This window comes from Silvimonas sp. JCM 19000, assembly GCF_054652575.1.
In genome coordinates this window covers 64,548-80,533 of sequence record NZ_BAAIHC010000014.1, presented here as the reverse complement: position 1 = coordinate 80,533, position 15,986 = coordinate 64,548, and the positions used below count along the sequence as shown (strand labels likewise).

The 15,986-nt window shown below is 62.3% G+C and carries 15 protein-coding genes; 8 read left to right on the top strand and 7 right to left on the bottom strand.

Going from position 1 to position 15,986, the window contains the following annotated elements; translation table 11 throughout:
• Positions 1 to 39 precede the first annotated feature (39 nt).
• On the bottom strand, positions 40 to 3,069 hold the full coding sequence (locus tag ACYQ1A_RS13710; protein ID WP_499362832.1) for a sensor histidine kinase: 3,030 nt from the start codon (positions 3,067 to 3,069) through the stop codon (positions 40 to 42).
• A gap of 178 nt (positions 3,070 to 3,247) precedes the next feature.
• Complete coding sequence (locus ACYQ1A_RS13705; protein ID WP_499362830.1) at positions 3,248 to 3,766, bottom strand: Dps family protein; 519 nt, start codon at positions 3,764 to 3,766, stop codon at positions 3,248 to 3,250.
• A 218-nt stretch (positions 3,767 to 3,984) separates the two neighbouring features.
• On the opposite strand from ACYQ1A_RS13705, the gene ACYQ1A_RS13700 reads away from it, so the two are divergent.
• On the top strand, positions 3,985 to 4,977 hold the full coding sequence (locus ACYQ1A_RS13700; protein ID WP_499362829.1) for an MBL fold metallo-hydrolase: 993 nt from the start codon (positions 3,985 to 3,987) through the stop codon (positions 4,975 to 4,977).
• A gap of 131 nt (positions 4,978 to 5,108) precedes the next feature.
• Complete coding sequence (locus ACYQ1A_RS13695; protein ID WP_499362827.1) at positions 5,109 to 6,098, top strand: alpha/beta fold hydrolase; 990 nt, start codon at positions 5,109 to 5,111, stop codon at positions 6,096 to 6,098.
• A 69-nt stretch (positions 6,099 to 6,167) separates the two neighbouring features.
• On the opposite strand, the gene ACYQ1A_RS13690 is transcribed toward ACYQ1A_RS13695, so the two are convergent.
• The gene (locus tag ACYQ1A_RS13690; protein WP_499362825.1) at positions 6,168 to 6,974 is read right to left on the bottom strand and encodes a PEP-CTERM sorting domain-containing protein; all 807 of its coding nucleotides are present in this window, start codon (positions 6,972 to 6,974) and stop codon (positions 6,168 to 6,170) included.
• 301 nt (positions 6,975 to 7,275) lie between these two features.
• On the opposite strand from ACYQ1A_RS13690, the gene ACYQ1A_RS13685 reads away from it, so the two are divergent.
• From ACYQ1A_RS13685 to ACYQ1A_RS13665, 5 genes are all read left to right on the top strand, one after another.
• Positions 7,276 to 7,704 carry a YybH family protein gene (locus ACYQ1A_RS13685; protein ID WP_499362823.1) on the top strand — a complete coding sequence of 143 codons (429 nt, stop codon included), beginning with the start codon at positions 7,276 to 7,278 and terminating at the stop codon, positions 7,702 to 7,704.
• A 14-nt stretch (positions 7,705 to 7,718) separates the two neighbouring features.
• The gene (locus ACYQ1A_RS13680; protein WP_499362821.1) at positions 7,719 to 8,552 is read left to right on the top strand and encodes an EamA family transporter; all 834 of its coding nucleotides are present in this window, start codon (positions 7,719 to 7,721) and stop codon (positions 8,550 to 8,552) included.
• A gap of 228 nt (positions 8,553 to 8,780) precedes the next feature.
• Positions 8,781 to 8,987 carry a hypothetical protein gene (locus ACYQ1A_RS13675; protein WP_499362819.1) on the top strand — a complete coding sequence of 69 codons (207 nt, stop codon included), beginning with the start codon at positions 8,781 to 8,783 and terminating at the stop codon, positions 8,985 to 8,987.
• Between the two features lie 122 nt (positions 8,988 to 9,109).
• The gene (locus tag ACYQ1A_RS13670) at positions 9,110 to 9,604 is read left to right on the top strand and encodes a YbhB/YbcL family Raf kinase inhibitor-like protein (RefSeq protein WP_499362817.1); all 495 of its coding nucleotides are present in this window, start codon (positions 9,110 to 9,112) and stop codon (positions 9,602 to 9,604) included.
• A gap of 75 nt (positions 9,605 to 9,679) precedes the next feature.
• A complete protein-coding gene (locus tag ACYQ1A_RS13665) occupies positions 9,680 to 10,015 on the top strand; it encodes a DMT family transporter (RefSeq protein ID WP_499362815.1) in 336 nt (111 codons plus the stop codon).
• 69 nt (positions 10,016 to 10,084) lie between these two features.
• On the opposite strand, the gene ACYQ1A_RS13660 is transcribed toward ACYQ1A_RS13665, so the two are convergent.
• The 4 genes from ACYQ1A_RS13660 to ACYQ1A_RS13645 all read right to left on the bottom strand — a co-directional run bounded on the left by ACYQ1A_RS13660 (position 10,085) and on the right by ACYQ1A_RS13645 (position 13,837).
• A complete protein-coding gene (locus tag ACYQ1A_RS13660) occupies positions 10,085 to 10,471 on the bottom strand; it encodes a lysozyme inhibitor LprI family protein (protein ID WP_499362813.1) in 387 nt (128 codons plus the stop codon).
• 160 nt (positions 10,472 to 10,631) lie between these two features.
• Positions 10,632 to 11,396, bottom strand: a complete 765-nt coding sequence (locus ACYQ1A_RS13655) for a hypothetical protein (protein WP_499362812.1) — start codon at positions 11,394 to 11,396, stop codon at positions 10,632 to 10,634.
• A gap of 93 nt (positions 11,397 to 11,489) precedes the next feature.
• On the bottom strand, positions 11,490 to 13,382 hold the full coding sequence (locus ACYQ1A_RS13650; protein ID WP_499362811.1) for an AI-2E family transporter: 1,893 nt from the start codon (positions 13,380 to 13,382) through the stop codon (positions 11,490 to 11,492).
• Positions 13,383 to 13,408: 26 nt separating this feature from the next.
• Positions 13,409 to 13,837, bottom strand: coding sequence for a hypothetical protein (locus ACYQ1A_RS13645; RefSeq protein WP_499362810.1), 429 nt, complete (start codon positions 13,835 to 13,837; stop codon positions 13,409 to 13,411).
• Between the two features lie 152 nt (positions 13,838 to 13,989).
• Between ACYQ1A_RS13645 and ACYQ1A_RS13640 the strand changes: the two genes are divergently transcribed.
• Positions 13,990 to 15,927: a methyl-accepting chemotaxis protein gene (locus ACYQ1A_RS13640; protein WP_499362809.1), complete on the top strand. Its 1,938-nt coding sequence runs from the start codon at positions 13,990 to 13,992 to the stop codon at positions 15,925 to 15,927.
• The last annotated feature ends 59 nt before the right edge of the window (positions 15,928 to 15,986 follow it).

Genomic DNA, 15,986 nt, shown 5'->3' with positions numbered 1-15,986 from the left:
CCGGTGCGCGGCGCTGCGTGGCGCCCGCACTACCGGGGGTCACGCATCCTGCCGCCAGCGCTGCCAGGGGCGCCACCACGGGCCGCGGCGCTGGGTGTAGGCCGTGCGCGCGGGCACGCTCAGTTCGATTTCAGTGCCTTCGCCGCTGCGCGACCATACCGTTAAATGCGCATCCAGTTGCCGCGCGCGTTCGCGCATGCCCGCCAGGCCAAAGTGACCCGGGCGGCCATGTTCAATCAGCGCTTCAGGCATGCCTATACCGTCGTCGCGCACGTGCAGCACAAACTGGCGATCGCCAAATATCAGTTCAATTTCCAGATGCTGCGCCTGTGCATGGTTCAGCGCATTGATGACGGCTTCCCGCGCGATGGCATAGGCTTCGGCGCGCAATGGCGCTTGCAGGGTGCGGCGGCTGCGGCCAGCCACGTGCAGGGCAAATTCAATCTCGTGGGTATGGCCCAGCGCGCTGCCCATGCGGCTGAGTGCCTGGATCAGATCGTCCGGGACGGGGGCAGCCTCGCGCAGGTTCATCACCTGATCGCGACCTTCGCTGACCGCCGCATCGGCCTGGTCGAGGGCCGCATCAAACTCGGCGCTCAGTTGCGGATCTACCCGCTTGCCGATGGCCTGAAAGCGCAGGATGGTGCCCTGCATGCTTTGCAGCAGGGTGTCGTGCAAATTGCGCGCGATACGCTGGCGCTCCGCGATGCGCACTTCGGTGCGTTCACGCACGCGTTCGGAAATCTGGCGCACGCGTAGCAAATACAGACCATACAGCGCAGCCAGGGCCAACAGCAGACACAGCACCCGAAAAACCCGCGTCTGCGTCAGCGTGGGCGGCACTTCAAACTGCAGCGCCGTGCCTTGTTTATTCCACAGCCCGTCTTCGTTGGCGGCAATCACCTGAAAGCGATAGTGCCCCGGTCCCAGATTGGTATAGAACGCCTCGCGCCGGCCCCCCGCGTCGACCCAGTTCTGGTCTACCCCATCCAGCCGGTATTTAAAGTGCATGCGTGCCGGAATACGTTGGCTTAGCGCGGTGTAACTGATCTGCAGATTGCGCGGATTGTGCGGCAGCGCCGGCAGATGCGTGCCGGGGCCGCTTTCCCAGTGCAGCTCGTCGGCGCGTAGCGCAGTGATTTCCAGCGGCGGCACCAGACCATTGCGCGGGATATGGGCGGGGTCGAGCCAGCCTACGGCCGAATCCGTGGCGTACCAGAGCTGCCCATTACTGGCTTCCAGCAAAGAGGGCCGCGCTTCCAGCACCGACGGCGTGCCTTCCATGCCTTGCTCGAAATCGAAGCGCTCATTGTCCACCCGGCCATTGCCCGCCAGCGCCCGCGCCAGGTCGGCTGCGGCTATGCGGGTAAGGCCATCGCGTTCCATCATCCACAGCTCGCCGTCGGCGCGCTGCACGATGCCGGTTACTTGCTGAAACGAGCGGCCGTCGCTGCCAAGCAAATGATGCAACCGACCGTTTTCAAAATACAGCAGGCCGCTTTCGCCGCCGATCCATAGCCGTTGCGGCGTGGCATAAAAACTCAGCGTCGCACCCAGATCCACGCCCTCGGCCGCGCCGAATTCACGGTAATGTTCGCCGTCGACCAGGCCCAGATGGTTGCCCGGATAACCGATCCACAGGCGTTGCCGGGTATCGAGCTGGATCGACAACGGCGTCGGCCCGACGATATCGCTGCGGCCGCCTTTTTTAAGCCACTGGCCATCCTTGAACAAATACAGCCCGCGCTGGATAAACGACATCCAGACCCCGCCGCCCGCCGCTGGCGTCATCACCAGGATATTGCGGCCGATGCACTCGGTGGGCACATCCCACGCTTCGCGCTGCGCACCGTGGATATGCCAGATTTTTTTGCGCCCGCCCAGCCACACGCTGCCATCGGCTGCGCGGGTGCCTGCGGTGGCATCGATGGCGGCCTCTTGCTGATACTGGCCGTCGGCACGAACCACAAAAGTATTCATATTCATGCTGGGCACCCAGCGGCGACCATCGTCGCCCAGCACCACGCCGTTGTGCTGCATCTGGCTGGGCATGGCCAGTTGGGTCAGCGTGTTGGCACGGATGCGCTCCACCCCGCTGCGCGCGCCGATCCAGATATTTTTTTCGCGGTCTTCAAACAGGCTGATGTCATCTTCAATGGCGCCGCCACGCTGGATGCTGATCGGCAGCGGCTGCCCGCCCTGCATATTGCTGTCGTACTGATGCATCACGCCGTCATACAACACCATCGGCCGGCCGTCGTTCACCAGCCAGACCCCATCCACATGATCGGGATCGCCGGTGCGGTTAAAGCTGATGATCTGCTGCTGCGCGCTGTCGTAGCGCGCGGCATAGCGGTGGTTGCGCAGCAGCCAGATATCACCGCGCGGATTGCTGCTGAGCGCGCTCAATGTGGGGTCGAGCGGGGCAAAATGCGCTTGGCCCGGATGGCGCACCGTGACGCCGCCATCGCTCTGGATCCACACGCCGCCTTCGCGATCGGTTTCGGCCACCAACGCGCGGGCGTCTTCGGCGCCGGGCTCGGGCCAGCGCTTGATCCAGCGTTCATTGATCAGCTCGTACAGCCCGAGCGTGGTGGCGGCATAGGTCTGGCCCTGCCGCGTCCGGATCACGTGTGATGCCGTGGCCACCGGCAAGCCATCTGCCTTGCCGTAATCGCGCGAGCCATGCGGGCTGAAGCGACTGATGCCGCCATACATATAACCCAGCCACAAGGTGTCGCCGATAACCTGAATGCCGTGGATGGCATCAGACGGCAGCGCGTGGCCGTACACCGCATTGACGCGCTCAAAATGCACGCCATCAAAGCGATACAGGCCGCTGCCGGCAAACCACATCCAGCCATCCGGCGTTTGCGCTATCGGCGGGCTGCCATTGGGCGCGCCGTCGCGCGTGCGCCAGACTGCGCTTTGCTGGGTGACCACATTAAAGCGGCCCACAGCAGGGAAATCAGCTTCATTGGCATGCGCCCATGGCGCACCGGCCAGCAAGGCGCTGGACAAGACAGCGCAAACCACGCGCAGGTAGAGGGCAGACGACAAAAACGACATGGGGGTCCGGGCAGCGCTTGCGCAGGTCAATTTATATTGTACGCAATGATCTTATCGGGAGCTGCGCCCAGGCTCATTCCCTCTTTTGGGGGATACCGCGGCGATACAAACGCCAACGGCCGTAGCGCAGTCCGCCAACAGCGCGGACCGGCTACGGCCGGGTCAGGGTGCGCGGCGCTTAGCTGCGGCGGCCCGATTCAAACAAGAACCACGTGCGGCGCTCGGCCTCGTCGATCCATTGTTCCAGCAGGCTGGCGGTGGCGACGTCGTTGTACTCATCGCACAGGGCGTGCGTGGCGCGCATATGGTTGGCAAAGGTCAGATTGTCTTCGCGCAGCTCGGCCAGCATGTCGTCGGGGGTGACGAATTCGGCGTCGTTATCCAGCAAGCGTTGCAGGCGCACGATATGCCCAGTGGAACGCAAGGTGGTGCCCCCCAGCTTGCGTACGCGTTCGGCCACCGGATCGGTCATGGCAAAAATCTGATCGGCTTGCTCATCCAGCAGCAAGTGGTAATCACGGAAATACGGGCCAGACATATGCCAGTGGTAGTTCTTGGTTTTGAGATAGAGCGCAAAGGTATCGGCCAGCAGCGCGTTCAGTTCGGCGCTGAGATTGGCGATGGCTTCTTTGCTGAGCGGGGACGGGGTTTTGAGTTGGGCGGCGCGGTGCGTGGCCAGTTTGGTGGCATCGGTCATAACGTACTCCTGAGAATGACGGGTCAACGAGCCACTGTAGCGGGCCATAGCGCAAGGGTATTCGGCCATCAGCGCAGTCTCATACTCAGCCGTTTGGCAGGGGCGCCGTGCATGGGCCACGCGGCGGGCGATTTGTTGCGCCTACCAAATCTGGCCGACGTCAGCGCCGGGTCAGCCCGGCATGATCGTCCGCATCGTGTCTGCCGGAACGCTGTGGAATGATTGCCCTGATCTTGAAACCGAGCGCGCGTTGCGGCGCGCTGGTGGCGCTATTGGCCTGCGCCAGCCTGCTGTTTGCGCCCGTCGCCCAAGCCGCCGCGCCGCAAGTGCATACGCAGGCGCCGGGCTACTACCGCATGATGCTCGGTGATTTTGAAATCACTGCCTTGTCCGACGGCACGCATGCGTTTCCGATCGATACAGTGCTGCAAAACACCAGTGCCAGTGAAGTCGCGCGCGATCTGGCTCAGGCCGAGCTGACGCAGCCGGTGCAAGGCTCGATCAACGCGTTTTTGATCAACACCGGCAGCAAACTGATCTTGATCGATACCGGCGCCGGCAGCCTGTACGGCCCGTGCTGCGGCCGCTTGCTCAGCAATCTGCGCGCCGCAGGCTATCAGCCGGAGCAGGTCGACGAAATCTTGCTGACCCATCTGCACAAAGACCATGTCGGCGGCGTGCTGGCGCAGGGCGTGGCGGCGTTTCCGCATGCCATCCTGCGCGTGTCTGTGCCTGAGGCCGATTACTGGCTGAACGCCAGCCACAAAACCAGTGCGCCGGATTTCTTGAGCAGCTTTTTTGACAGTGCCATCGCCGCCGTCGCGCCGTACAAGGCGGCCGGGCATTACCAGCCCATCAGCGGCAATGGGGTGCTGGAACCCGGTATCAGCGTCCTGCTCGAACCCGGCCACACGCCGGGCCACGCCACCTATCGCATCGAGAGCCGGGGCCAGGTGTTGCTGGTGTGGGGCGACGTCATACACGTGGCCGCCATCCAGTTGCAGAACCCGCAAATCTCGGTCGAATACGATAACGATGCCGTCGCCGCGCGCGCGGCACGCGTCAAGCTGTTACAGCAGACCGCCAGCCAGCACGTGCTGGTGGCGGCGGCACATATTGCGTTTCCCGGCCTCGGCCATGTGCAGGCCCTGCCCGACGGCACCTGGCGCTGGATTCCGGTCAATTACATGGGGGACCCGTTAGCCCACTGAGGTCACGCCCGGCTACCTCGGCCGGGTTAGCTGCAGCACGGTCGCATCGGCGATTTGCCAGCGCGCCGGGCTGCGTATCGTAGCGAGGTGACATTCAGCCCAAACCACTACGCATTCCACGGAGAACCCTCATGACTCAAGACCTGGCCCCCGAGCAAGGCATGGACCGCCGCACGTTGCTCAAGACTGGCGCAGGTGCTGCAGGCGCAGCGCTGGCTGCCGCCGCAATGGCCCCGGCCGCTGCGCTGGCCGCTGGCACTGCGGCTTCTTCCCACGCATCACACCACGGAAAACACAGCATGGACTTCGTAACAGTTAAAGACGGCACCAATATCTATTTCAAAGACTGGGGCACCGGCCAACCGGTGGTGTTCTCGCACGGCTGGCCGCTGAGCAGCGATGCGTGGGAACCGCAAATGCTGTTCCTGGTGCAGAAAGGCTATCGCGTGATTGCGCATGACCGGCGCGGCCACGGCCGGTCCAGCCAGTCGGCCCACGGCAACGATATGGATACCTACGCCGACGATCTGGCCGCAGTGATCGAAGCGCTGGATCTGAAAGGCGTGACCCTGATCGGCCATTCCACCGGTGGTGGCGAAGTTGCCCATTACATTGGCCGCCATGGCAACCAGCGCGTGGCCAAGGCCGTGCTGATCGGCGCCGTACCGCCGCTGATGCTGAAGACCCCCAACAACCCGGAAGGCACCGATATCTCGGTGTTCGACGGCATCCGTGCTGGCGTCATCGGCAACCGCTCGCAACTGTTCAAAGACCTGGCCGTGCCGTTCTTTGGTTTTAACCGCCCCAACGCCAAAGTGTCGCAAGGCACCATCGATGAATTCTGGCGCGAAGGCATGGCGGGCTCGGCGCTGGGCCACTATCTGTGCGTCAAACAATTCTCTGAAGTCGATTACACCGAAGATCTGAAGAAGATCGAAGTGCCGACCCTGGTGCTGCATGGCGACGATGACCAGATCGTACCGATCGACGCGGCCGGCAAAAAATCGGTGAAGCTGCTCAAGCACGGCACGCTCAAGATCATCGAAGGCGGCGCGCACGGTATGTGCGTGACCTCGGCCGACAAGATCAACGCCGAACTGCTGGCGTTTCTGCAGGCCTGATGCATATGCCTGAGTAAAACGGCCACGCAGATTGCGTGGCCGTTTTTGCTGGCAGGCTACGTTTCGCGATCAGGCCAGCGCGCCGCTGCGTTTACCGCGAAAACGCCAACCCATACTCATGACGCCTGCGCCCAATAACAGCCAGGTCTCGGGTTCGGGCACCGGCGTCAGGATATTGTCGGCCCAGGCGGTCGCCTCGAAGCTGAAGCGGGTGGTCTGGGTTTGGGCAAAATCCAGCGGTGAGAAATAAAGCCGCCACGTGAGCGTATCGCTAATGAACTGCTGGTCGCCAGCGCTCGAGGATTCCAGCTGCAGTGACTGCACCGACGGCAGCGTTTCCCCGAACAGATCGGTCGAGTGCGTCAGGCTCAAGCGGGTGTACGCATGGCTGGCCACGCCAGCGGCGGCATCCGCCAACTGGATACCCAGCGTATACGGCACCGTAATGGTCAGCACGCCGGGGCCAGGTACGGTCAACGAGTCACTGAACGAGGTTTGGGCCAGAAACGCGCCAGCGCTCGACTGCGCATTAATCACAAATGTTTCGGGCGAGCCCACGGTCGACAACACCAGCGCCGTGCCACTGTCATTCGGGCCCTGAATCACATCAAATGGCTGGGTATTGGGTGTGATGGGGATGTCGGCGGCTGCTGCCACCGCGGTGGGGCTGTAACCCAGTTGCGTGTTGAGTGACCACGCGCCGGGTGTCTGGATTACCGAAGCGGGGTCACCCCAGCTGAAAGGCGCAAAGCTGACATTGATCGACGCCCATTCCACATTGACGCTGGCGCTGGTTTGCGTGATCTGTGCCTGGGCTGCGCCGGTTAAGGCCATGAATGCAGCGGCCAGCGCAATCTTGATTGCAATTTTGCTCATGATTAAATCCTTGGCAGTTGGATTGACAACGTGATGAGCGGGCGATGCAGCGGGGTGTCCACCGTCTTTGCGGGGCACAAGGCTGTTCCGGCATGCGGATAAATAGGGCGCGATGGTGTAGCCATCACTGGGGCGAGTTTTGTTAATCTGGCTGGCGCATGGGCAGAAGTCATCCCCGCCTTGGGCGTGGGCATGATCAAAGGCGATTTGCCGCATTCCGGCCAGCCCGCTTTGCGCCAGCAAAGCGCCCAGCCACTCGCTAATCTGTACGATGCCCTGCGGCCACCTTTCGGAGAACGTCATGCCTGATCTTGATCCTGCCATCCAGCACGTTTTTGATAGCTACAGCAGCAGCGTCTACGCCAAAGACGAGGCGGCGTTTCTGGCTTTGTATGCGCCCGACGTGCATGTGTTTGACATGTGGGGCCAGTGGGAATACCGCGGCCTGGAGGCCTGGCGCGGCATGGTCAGCAACTGGTTTGGCGGCGTGGGTGAGGTCAGGGTGGTGGCGGAATTTGCTGAGATCGAGGTCAGCGTGCATGGCGATTTTGCGCTGGCACACGCCATTCTCACTTTTAAAGGCGTGGGCCCGGATGGCACCGAACTGCGGCAAATGAACAACCGAATGACATTGGCATTGCAACGCACGGACAGTGTCTGGAAAATTACGCATGAACACACATCGGCCCCGGCGGATTTTGAAACCGGCAAGCTGATCCTGAATCGCTGACCAGCCGGGGTTGCATGTCGCTTGCCGTTTTTTGCGTGGTCTTGTTTGCGGCGTTAATGCATGCCAGCTGGAATGCGGTGGTCAAAAGCGGCCCGGACAAAATGATGAGTGCGGTCTTGGTCACCGCCAGCGCGGGTGCCATTGCCGCGCTGGTCTTGCCCGTGCTGCCGCAGCCTGCCCGGGTGAGCCTGCCGTATATTGCGGCCTCAAGCATGGTGCAGGTGGCGTATATCTACCTGGTTGCGCGCGCCTACAGCCTGGCTGATATGAGCCAGGCCTATCCGGTCATGCGCGGCAGCGCGCCGTTGCTGGTGGCTGCGGTCAGTTATCTCTGGCTGGGCGAACGCCTGCATCCGGCGGCATGGCTGGGTATAGGCTTGATCAGCGCCGGAGTGTTGGCGATGGCGGCAGTGGGCCGGGCCGGGCGGCGTGACGGGATCGGGGTAGCGCTGTGCAATGCCGGTTTCATTGCGGCGTACACCTTGATTGATGGTCACGGGGTGCGCCTGTCAGGCGCTGCAGCGGCCTATACCTTGTGGATGTTTGTGCTGACCGGCAGCGTGTTGGCCGCTGCAATGTTGCTGACGCGGCCGACGGACACATGGCAGTATGCGCGGCGCCATTGGCGCTTCGGTTTGATTGGCGGCATCGGTACGCTGTGCTCTTATGGCCTGTCGCTGTGGGCCATGACCGTCGCGCCAGTGGCAGTTATCGCGGCCTTGCGGGAAACATCCATCCTGTTTGGCACGGCCATTTCGCTATGGGTACTCAAGGAACAGATCAGTCGCCGCCGTCTGCTGGCGATTGGAATCATCGCCCTGGGTGCGGTGACTTTGCGGCTGGCCTGAGCACGCAGGTTTTGGCCGACAGGCTTATCAGTTGCGCGCCCGTATGCAGGCTGGCGCGGCCAGGCGATAAGTAAGCAGCACGCGTCGAGTGCCTGGAACAGGGCCGACAGAGATTTGTATCAGCCCGGTTGAAGCGGATGAATTGTGCAAGAATATTGCATCGTCATAAGCCGTGACGTTTCGATACGTTGCGATTCAACCGATCCCCTATAACAACGGAGCCCGCAGATGAGCCCGATCGCACGAGGATTACTGACTGCCTACGCGCCCGCAGCGGCCCTGGGCGTCGCTACGCTGCCGGTTACGGTGGTTGCCGCGACAGCGGGTGCGGCGGCAACCGTGGTGGGCGGTGCGATTGCCGCGGTGGGCAGTGGCGTGTCCGCCATCGGTAACGGCATCAGCCATCTGGGCAGCACTATCAACACCTACGTGTGATGGCGGCGGGCCCGGTCAGGCAATCACTGCGTGGCGCAATGCCAGGCGGTCGGCGCGGGCGCTGTCCCGCGTGCTAAAACGAAAGCACCGCGCGCTGGCGCATTCCCCTCTAAGGCCCCGCAATGGCACTGCGTATCTGGAGCGATGAATTCCAGGAAGGCGGTTTTCTCTCCACCGCCCATGAAGCCGATTCGCATGGCGGCACCGGTCAGAACCAATCGCCCGCCTTGTTCTGGGACGGCATTCCGGCTGGCACAAAAAGCCTGGCGCTGACCGTCTATGACCCCGACGCGCCTACGGGCAGCGGCTTCTGGCATTGGGTGGTCATCAATCTGCCGCCCACGTTGATGTCATTGCCACACAACGCCGGCGCGGCGCAGGGCGGTGCATTGCCGCCGGGCGCCGTGCAAATGCATAACGATTACGGCCCGCAAGGCTTTGGCGGTACGGCCCCGCCCAAGGGCGACGATCCGCATCGCTATATTTTCAGCATCCACGCGTTGAGTACCGACGCCTTGCCGCTGCAGGCCTCGGCCACCAACGCCGTGGCACGCTTTATGGCGTTTGCGCATTTGATCGAATCCGCCTCGATCACGGGCTATTACCAGATCAAATAAGCCTTGCGCCAGGATGGCGGCGCGGGCGCGGCTCTGCCAGGATGGAGCGCTCCGCATCCGCAGCGAGCTGTATCCATGAACATCAGTTGGCTCTACCTGGCCGTTGCCATCGTGGCCGAAGTGACCGCCACCTCCGCGCTCAAGGCCTCGGCCGGTTTCAGCCGCTTGTTGCCTTCGCTGGTGGTGGTCATCGGTTATGCGCTGGCGATCTTTTTGCTGTCGCAAACGCTCAAGACCATCCCGGTGGGCATTGCCTATGCCATCTGGTGTGGCGTCGGCATCGTGCTGGTGGCGCTGGTGGGCGCGCTGGTTTACCAGCAGCGGCTGGACTGGCCGGCCCTGTTGGGCATGGCGCTGATTATTGCCGGCGTGCTGGTCATGCAATTGTTTTCGCGCAGCACCTTGCATTAGCGCTTCATCCCGGCGGCACAAAAAAAGCGCCATGACGGGGCATGGCGCTTCGGCGTGGGGGCGGGCGGCTTATTGCGCCAGCTTGCTGCTTTCGCAACCGGTGCTGCTGCATTCGCGTGAACGTTCTTTCAGAAAATCGACGCGTTCCTGCGTCATGGTTACAGCGCAGTCCAGGTTTACAAAATAGCCGCTGCTGTCCTCGCGGCTGCATTTGGCATCGCGGTCTTTAATCCACGCCAGTTGCGAGGTTTTGAGCGTGGCTTGTTGCTCGGCAGTCAGCTGTTTACGCAGATCGCCAAACGCCTGGTTGAGCGTCTTGTCGGTTTGCGAGAACAAGTTGCCCGCACAGTAAACCTGGTCGAAGGCATTACGCGGTTTGGCGCAGCCAGCGGCCTGGGCGCCCGCAGCCAGCGCGAAGGTAGCGACGGCCAGCGTCAGCAGAGTTTTTTTGATCATGAACGCACCTGAAATAAGTTGAACACTGTCGGCCTTCAAACAGTGGGCCACAGCTTAACCCGACCCGTGCGCCCCCACCGTTGGCGGCCGATCAGAGCGCGGCTTTTGATGCCAAATGCATACAGTGCCGGTGAGGGCCGCATCGGGGTCTTGACCCAGCCTATGCCGCCAGCTCGCGGATGGTTTGCGCCATCAGCGCATTGACCGCAAAGTGGCGTTCCAGCCATGCCAGCGTGGCCAGTGCGCTGGCGGGCGTGGCGTTGTAGCCTTGCATCAGCGGTGGCAGTTCGGCTTCGATGGCGGGGTAGCGCGCTTCAAAGCGGCGTTCATGCGCGTAGATATCGCGCAAGGCGGCGCTGGCGGTGTTGCGCCGCGCGGCCAGTTGCATGACGCGATTAACCGCATCCACCTGAACAAAGCGAAAGCCCGACATTTTTTCGCCGCGTCGATAGCGGCACAGCCCCACATACAGATTGCCCAGCGCCTCACTGACCAGCCAGGCGTCGTCGCGCGGCACTTCGGGCTCGGGCAAGCGGGTGGGGTTGACGATGGCCGGGTCGATCTCGGGCACAGCCCACACCATGCGGCCGGGCGAGTAATAAATCTGCGGCAGTTCTTCCAGTTCAAACACGGCAAATTCGCAAAAGATGCCGTCGTCGAACATCGCCTTATGCCCATCCACCGTGTTCTGAAACTGAAACGCCAAGGGGCGGATCTGGCTCAGCCAATCCAGATTGGCGATCAGCTCGGCTTTGCGGCCCGGTTGCGAAATCACAAAAAAATCCAGATCGGACCATTGATCGATGCGGCTGGTTTCCACGCCCACCGAGCCCAGCCCGAACAGCGCGCGCGCTTTAGCGCTGGCGGCCAGCGACTGGCCAATCTCTTCTAATCGTTGCAGGAGTTGTTCTGCTGTTTTACCCACTGTGTCGTCCCCTCGAAATCCATTCATCCAAAGCGGTTTGAATGGCGTGCTTGCTAGCATAGACGAGGTTGGTAAAAATGCAATTCGGGCGGTTTAAACCAAGCCGGTGACGTCACCTTTGCGCGTCAGTACCAGGGCTTTGGCGACGACGGATTCATAGGTGGTCAGCATTTGATCGGCGCCGATGGGGGCGGTCTGGGGTTGCGGTATGGATTCGAATGGATTGGGGATAAACACCGCCCACAGTTCGGCATCGGGCCATTGCCGCGCCGCATGGGCCATCAACGCTTCGAGCTTGTCGCGATGCAGTTCGGGCTGCATGGTCACAAAACATAGCAAGCCGACCTGGCCTGGTGCCAGCTCGTGCGCCAGATCCAGTTCATCCAGCGCCAGATGACGGCTGTCCATGTTCTGCATGCGCATGATGCGGACCAGGATTTCGGTGGCGATTTCGTCGACCACGCTGCCCAGGCCCACCGCCAGGATCAGTTTGTCGCCGGCCAGCAATTGCCCGCGCTGCGCCAGCTTGCGGCTTTCGCGCTCGCGTTGTTCGCGCAACTGGCGGCCGACGTTTACACCTTCGATCACCGAATAGCCCGCCACCTTGTGCCAGAATTTGGGCGTCTCGGTCAGTGCCTGTACCACCGCGCTCATGGCCGAGCCGACCTTGATCTGTTCGGTGCGGGTAATGGCGCGATCCGCAAAATCCATGCGCGCCAGATGCAGCGCCGGCAGCAACACCGCATCGCAATACGCAGCCGGCGACTTGCGTTTTACATAGCTGCGCGCGCCCTGGATGATTTCTTGCGAATCGCCCGAGAGCGAACGCTGATAGAAGTTCTCCGGCAAGGTCAGCGCCGGCACTTCACCGAGCAAGACCTCCAGGATATGCAGCGGCTGGATATAACGGCCCGCCACTACCAGGCACAAGGTGAGCGGGGTGGACAACACCAGACCAACCGGCCCCCAGATCCAGCCCCAGAAGATGGCGGCGATGACCACGGCCAGCGGCGACAGGCCGGTGGTATGGCCATACAGCTTGGGCTCAACCAGTTGCGACACCACCACTTCGATTGCGCCAAACAGGATCACGGTCATGATGGCCATGGTCCAGGTCGGGCTAATGGCGGCGGCCAGCAAGGTGGCAAACAGCGCGGCGATCCACAGCCCGACATAGGGCACAAAGCGCATGATCGCGGCCATCGATCCCCACAAAAATGCATGCGGCAAGCCGATCAAGGCCAGGCCCAGCCCGGCCAGTACGCCCACGCCGCCATTGACGGCAAACTGCGACAAAAAGAAACGCGACAAGCGCTCGCCCGCGTCATTGACCGCCAGCGTGGTGGCGCGTAAATCATTGCGCCCGATCACCGAGATCAGGCGGTCGCGCAGGGCTTCGTGTTCCAGCAGCACAAAGATCAGCACCACAAACACGATGCCCATGGTGCCGAGCGGCCCGCCTATGCCGCTGGCAAAGCGGCTCAGTATCTGGATCGGGCGGGCAGGCGGTTGATGCACTTCTACCTGCAAGCGGCCGTTGCCCGGTGTCACGATACTCGTGCTGGGTGAGGGCGCGCTGGACGGCTCATCGCTGAGCCAGCGGAACACCCGGTTGGCGGGCCCGGCCACACTGTCGAGCTTACCCACGGTTAACTGATCCAGCGCGGCCAGTTTGTCGCGCACCGTGGCTTCATATTGCGGCAGGCTGCTGCCCATCCTTACCACCTGGGCGCCGATCACCAGCCCGACCACGCCAACGCCCAGCATCAGCACCAGCACCGCCGCCACCACCGATGAGGTATGCCCAAAGCCGACGCGGCGGTTGGCGCGCACCAGCGGTGCAATCAGCAGGCTGAGCATGATGGCCAGCGTGATCGGAATCAGCACTTCGCGGCCAAAATACAGCAGCGCCAACATCGCGGCGGCGCCGGTCATATTGGACAGTTGCAGCGCGGTTTCGGGGGGAACAAGTCTGGATTTGAGCACGGCGGGTTCCGGTAGCGACGGGCGAGTCAGGGGGCGCGGGCCTCTAGCCCCAGCCCGCTGCGAGCCGTGGCCGAGACGCCGCGGGTACGTCGCCAGAAGGTGTCTTTACGAAAGCTGAGAGTATTCATGTCCGGGTTGTAGATCGCAATGCCGTTGGCGACGACATTGCCACCTTCCATGATGGCCAGTTGCAGCGTGTGCGACGCGGGGTCGTAGCCGGTGACCTCAAGGCGGATGCCATCAACGCGTTTGCCGTCCGCGCCCAGGGCAGCGCCGACGCCATCGCGATCCAGCACCAGCGCCCGCCCCGACGCCAGCGCTTCGCCGCGCAGGACAGAATCGCGCGTGGTCCAGATGCCGGTCAGTTCGACCGGTATTTCGATGGCCGCCTGCGCGCTATGCCAGCACAACAGCGCCAGCACGCCGACGGCGGCCCGAGCATACAGCGACTTCATGGCCTGATCCCGCTAATGACAACGTCCTCATCATAGTCGGCCCCCGTCGGCGCCAGAATACTGCGAACGCCCAGGAGGCCGCGCTGCGGCAGCAAGCTGGCGGCGCCCCCGCTAAGATTAGCCTTAACGCTCGCCAATAAGGACACACCGCCGTGCTGCATAACTGGTCCATCCGCAAAAAGCTGTTGGTCAGCGTCACGCTGATTCTGTTGGCCTCGCAACTGATTGCCGCGCTGGTGCTAGGCACGCTGTTTCGCAACGCCATGATCGAACGCGTGGAGAACGGCGAGCTCAAGCAGGGCGTGCTGGCCATCCGCAATGATCTGGATCGTTCTTTGTCGCTGCCGGTGCAGGTGGCGGCCGATATCAGCAGCAACGCCTATTTGCTGGATTGGCTGAGCGCCGGTGAACCGGAAGCGGGCATTGCCACCTGGCAACGCTATGCCAGCAAGGTCAAGGCCAGCACGGGCTACCCCATCATCTCGCTGGTGTCCGAATCCACGCGCAAGTATTACGACGACGAACACGGCCTGCTGCGCATGCTCGATCCGGCGCATGACGGCTGGTTTGATGACTTTATGAAAAGCGGGCAAAAGTTCGGCTTTAACCTGGGCGTGGAGCCGGGTAAGCCGATCATGATGTTTATCAACTACGTGGCCGACGACGGGCACGGCCATCGCGCCAATACCAGCGTGGGGCTGGATGTGACCGCAATGGCCAACCGCATCCGCAATTCGGCCATTGCCGGTTCGGGCCAGGTCTATGTGGTCGATGCCGCTGGCAAAATCCAGATTCACCGTGATCCCGCCATGGTCAAGGTGGACAACAAGGTGGATTTTCGCAGCTTGCCCGGCATGAGCGAGGTGGCCGACGGCCTGCTGCGCCAGGGCGAATTCAACCTGGTCCGTTTCCACGGCGCGCAAGGCGCGATGGTGGCGGTATCGAGTTATGTGCCGGTGGCAAAGTGGTTTGTGATTGTCGAAATGCCCGAGGCCGAAATCAGCGCCGTGGTCAATCGCACCATGTTGTGGCTGGTACTGGTGGACGGGCTGGCGCTAGCGCTGTCGATCATCCTGGTCATTGCCCTGGTCGGCAGCATTACCCGGCCGTTGGCGCGGTTGAGTGAGGCAATGCAAGCGCTGGCCAGCGGGCGCGGCGACCTGACGGTGCGGCTGGATGCGCGCAGCGGCGACGAGATTGGCCAGATTGCCAGCAGCTTCAATCTGTTTATGGGCCAGTTGCGCGACATGATGCTGCGCGTGCGCGACGGCACCAGCCAGCTGACACACAGCGTGGCCAGCATTAACAGCATGACGCAACGGCTGGCCAGCGATTCGCAACATAACGCCGAGATGGCCGGGGCGACCGCCGCCACCATCGAGCAGATTACCGTCTCGATCAGCGTCATTGCCGACAACACGCAAAACGCCACCGCCACGGTTGACCAGGCGGGGCGGATGTCGGCCAGCAGCGCGCAATCGATCGCTCACGTCGCCACCGAGATCAATGCGGTGTCTGATGCCATGCTGCGGCTGCGCGCGGTGATGGACAGCCTGGCCAGCAATAGCGAAAAAATTGCCGCAATCGCCACCGTGATCAAGGACATCGCGGGCCAGACCAATTTGCTGGCGCTCAACGCCGCCATCGAAGCCGCGCGCGCGGGCGAACAGGGCCGTGGCTTTGCCGTGGTGGCGGACGAGGTGCGCAAACTGGCCGAACGCACCGGTCAGGCCACCATCGAGATCGCCGGCATGGTGCAAAGCATGCAAAGCGAATCCAGCGGCGCGATCGCGCATACGCAAGAGACGCAAAGTGCGGTACGCAACGGCGTAGAACTGGTGCAAACCGCCCTCCGTGATATCGAAGCGATCGAGGGCCTGATGCAATCGGTGGTGCGTACCACCACCGACATCCGCGATGCCGCCGTCGAGCAATCGCGCGCCACCGAGCAAATGGCGCAAAGCGCAGAACGCCTGTCGAGCCGTGCACAAGAAGAAGACGAGGAAATCCGCAAAACCTCGGACGTCGCCGCCGCAATGGGGCAACTCTCCGCCGAACTCGCCGCGCTGGTGGCACGCTTCAAGCTTTGAAGTCGCTTCAAGCCAGGGGGTGGGACTAGGCGTCCCCAGCCAGAACCACCCCATGGCAG

What these genes read in the sequence shown, in the direction of transcription:
- ACYQ1A_RS13710 (WP_499362832.1), bottom strand. Translation starts at nt 3,069, where the DNA reads ATGTCGTTTTTGTCGTCTGCCCTCTACCTGCGCGTGGTTTGCGCTGTC.
- ACYQ1A_RS13660 (WP_499362813.1), bottom strand. Translation starts at nt 10,471, where the DNA reads ATGATCAAAAAAACTCTGCTGACGCTGGCCGTCGCTACCTTCGCGCTG.
- ACYQ1A_RS13670 (WP_499362817.1), top strand. Translation starts at nt 9,110, where the DNA reads ATGGCACTGCGTATCTGGAGCGATGAATTCCAGGAAGGCGGTTTTCTC.
- ACYQ1A_RS13675 (WP_499362819.1), top strand. Translation starts at nt 8,781, where the DNA reads ATGAGCCCGATCGCACGAGGATTACTGACTGCCTACGCGCCCGCAGCG.
- ACYQ1A_RS13700 (WP_499362829.1), top strand. Translation starts at nt 3,985, where the DNA reads ATGATTGCCCTGATCTTGAAACCGAGCGCGCGTTGCGGCGCGCTGGTG.
- ACYQ1A_RS13645 (WP_499362810.1), bottom strand. Translation starts at nt 13,837, where the DNA reads ATGAAGTCGCTGTATGCTCGGGCCGCCGTCGGCGTGCTGGCGCTGTTG.
- ACYQ1A_RS13665 (WP_499362815.1), top strand. Translation starts at nt 9,680, where the DNA reads ATGAACATCAGTTGGCTCTACCTGGCCGTTGCCATCGTGGCCGAAGTG.
- ACYQ1A_RS13680 (WP_499362821.1), top strand. Translation starts at nt 7,719, where the DNA reads ATGTCGCTTGCCGTTTTTTGCGTGGTCTTGTTTGCGGCGTTAATGCAT.
- ACYQ1A_RS13685 (WP_499362823.1), top strand. Translation starts at nt 7,276, where the DNA reads ATGCCTGATCTTGATCCTGCCATCCAGCACGTTTTTGATAGCTACAGC.
- ACYQ1A_RS13705 (WP_499362830.1), bottom strand. Translation starts at nt 3,766, where the DNA reads ATGACCGATGCCACCAAACTGGCCACGCACCGCGCCGCCCAACTCAAA.
- ACYQ1A_RS13695 (WP_499362827.1), top strand. Translation starts at nt 5,109, where the DNA reads ATGACTCAAGACCTGGCCCCCGAGCAAGGCATGGACCGCCGCACGTTG.
- ACYQ1A_RS13690 (WP_499362825.1), bottom strand. Translation starts at nt 6,974, where the DNA reads ATGAGCAAAATTGCAATCAAGATTGCGCTGGCCGCTGCATTCATGGCC.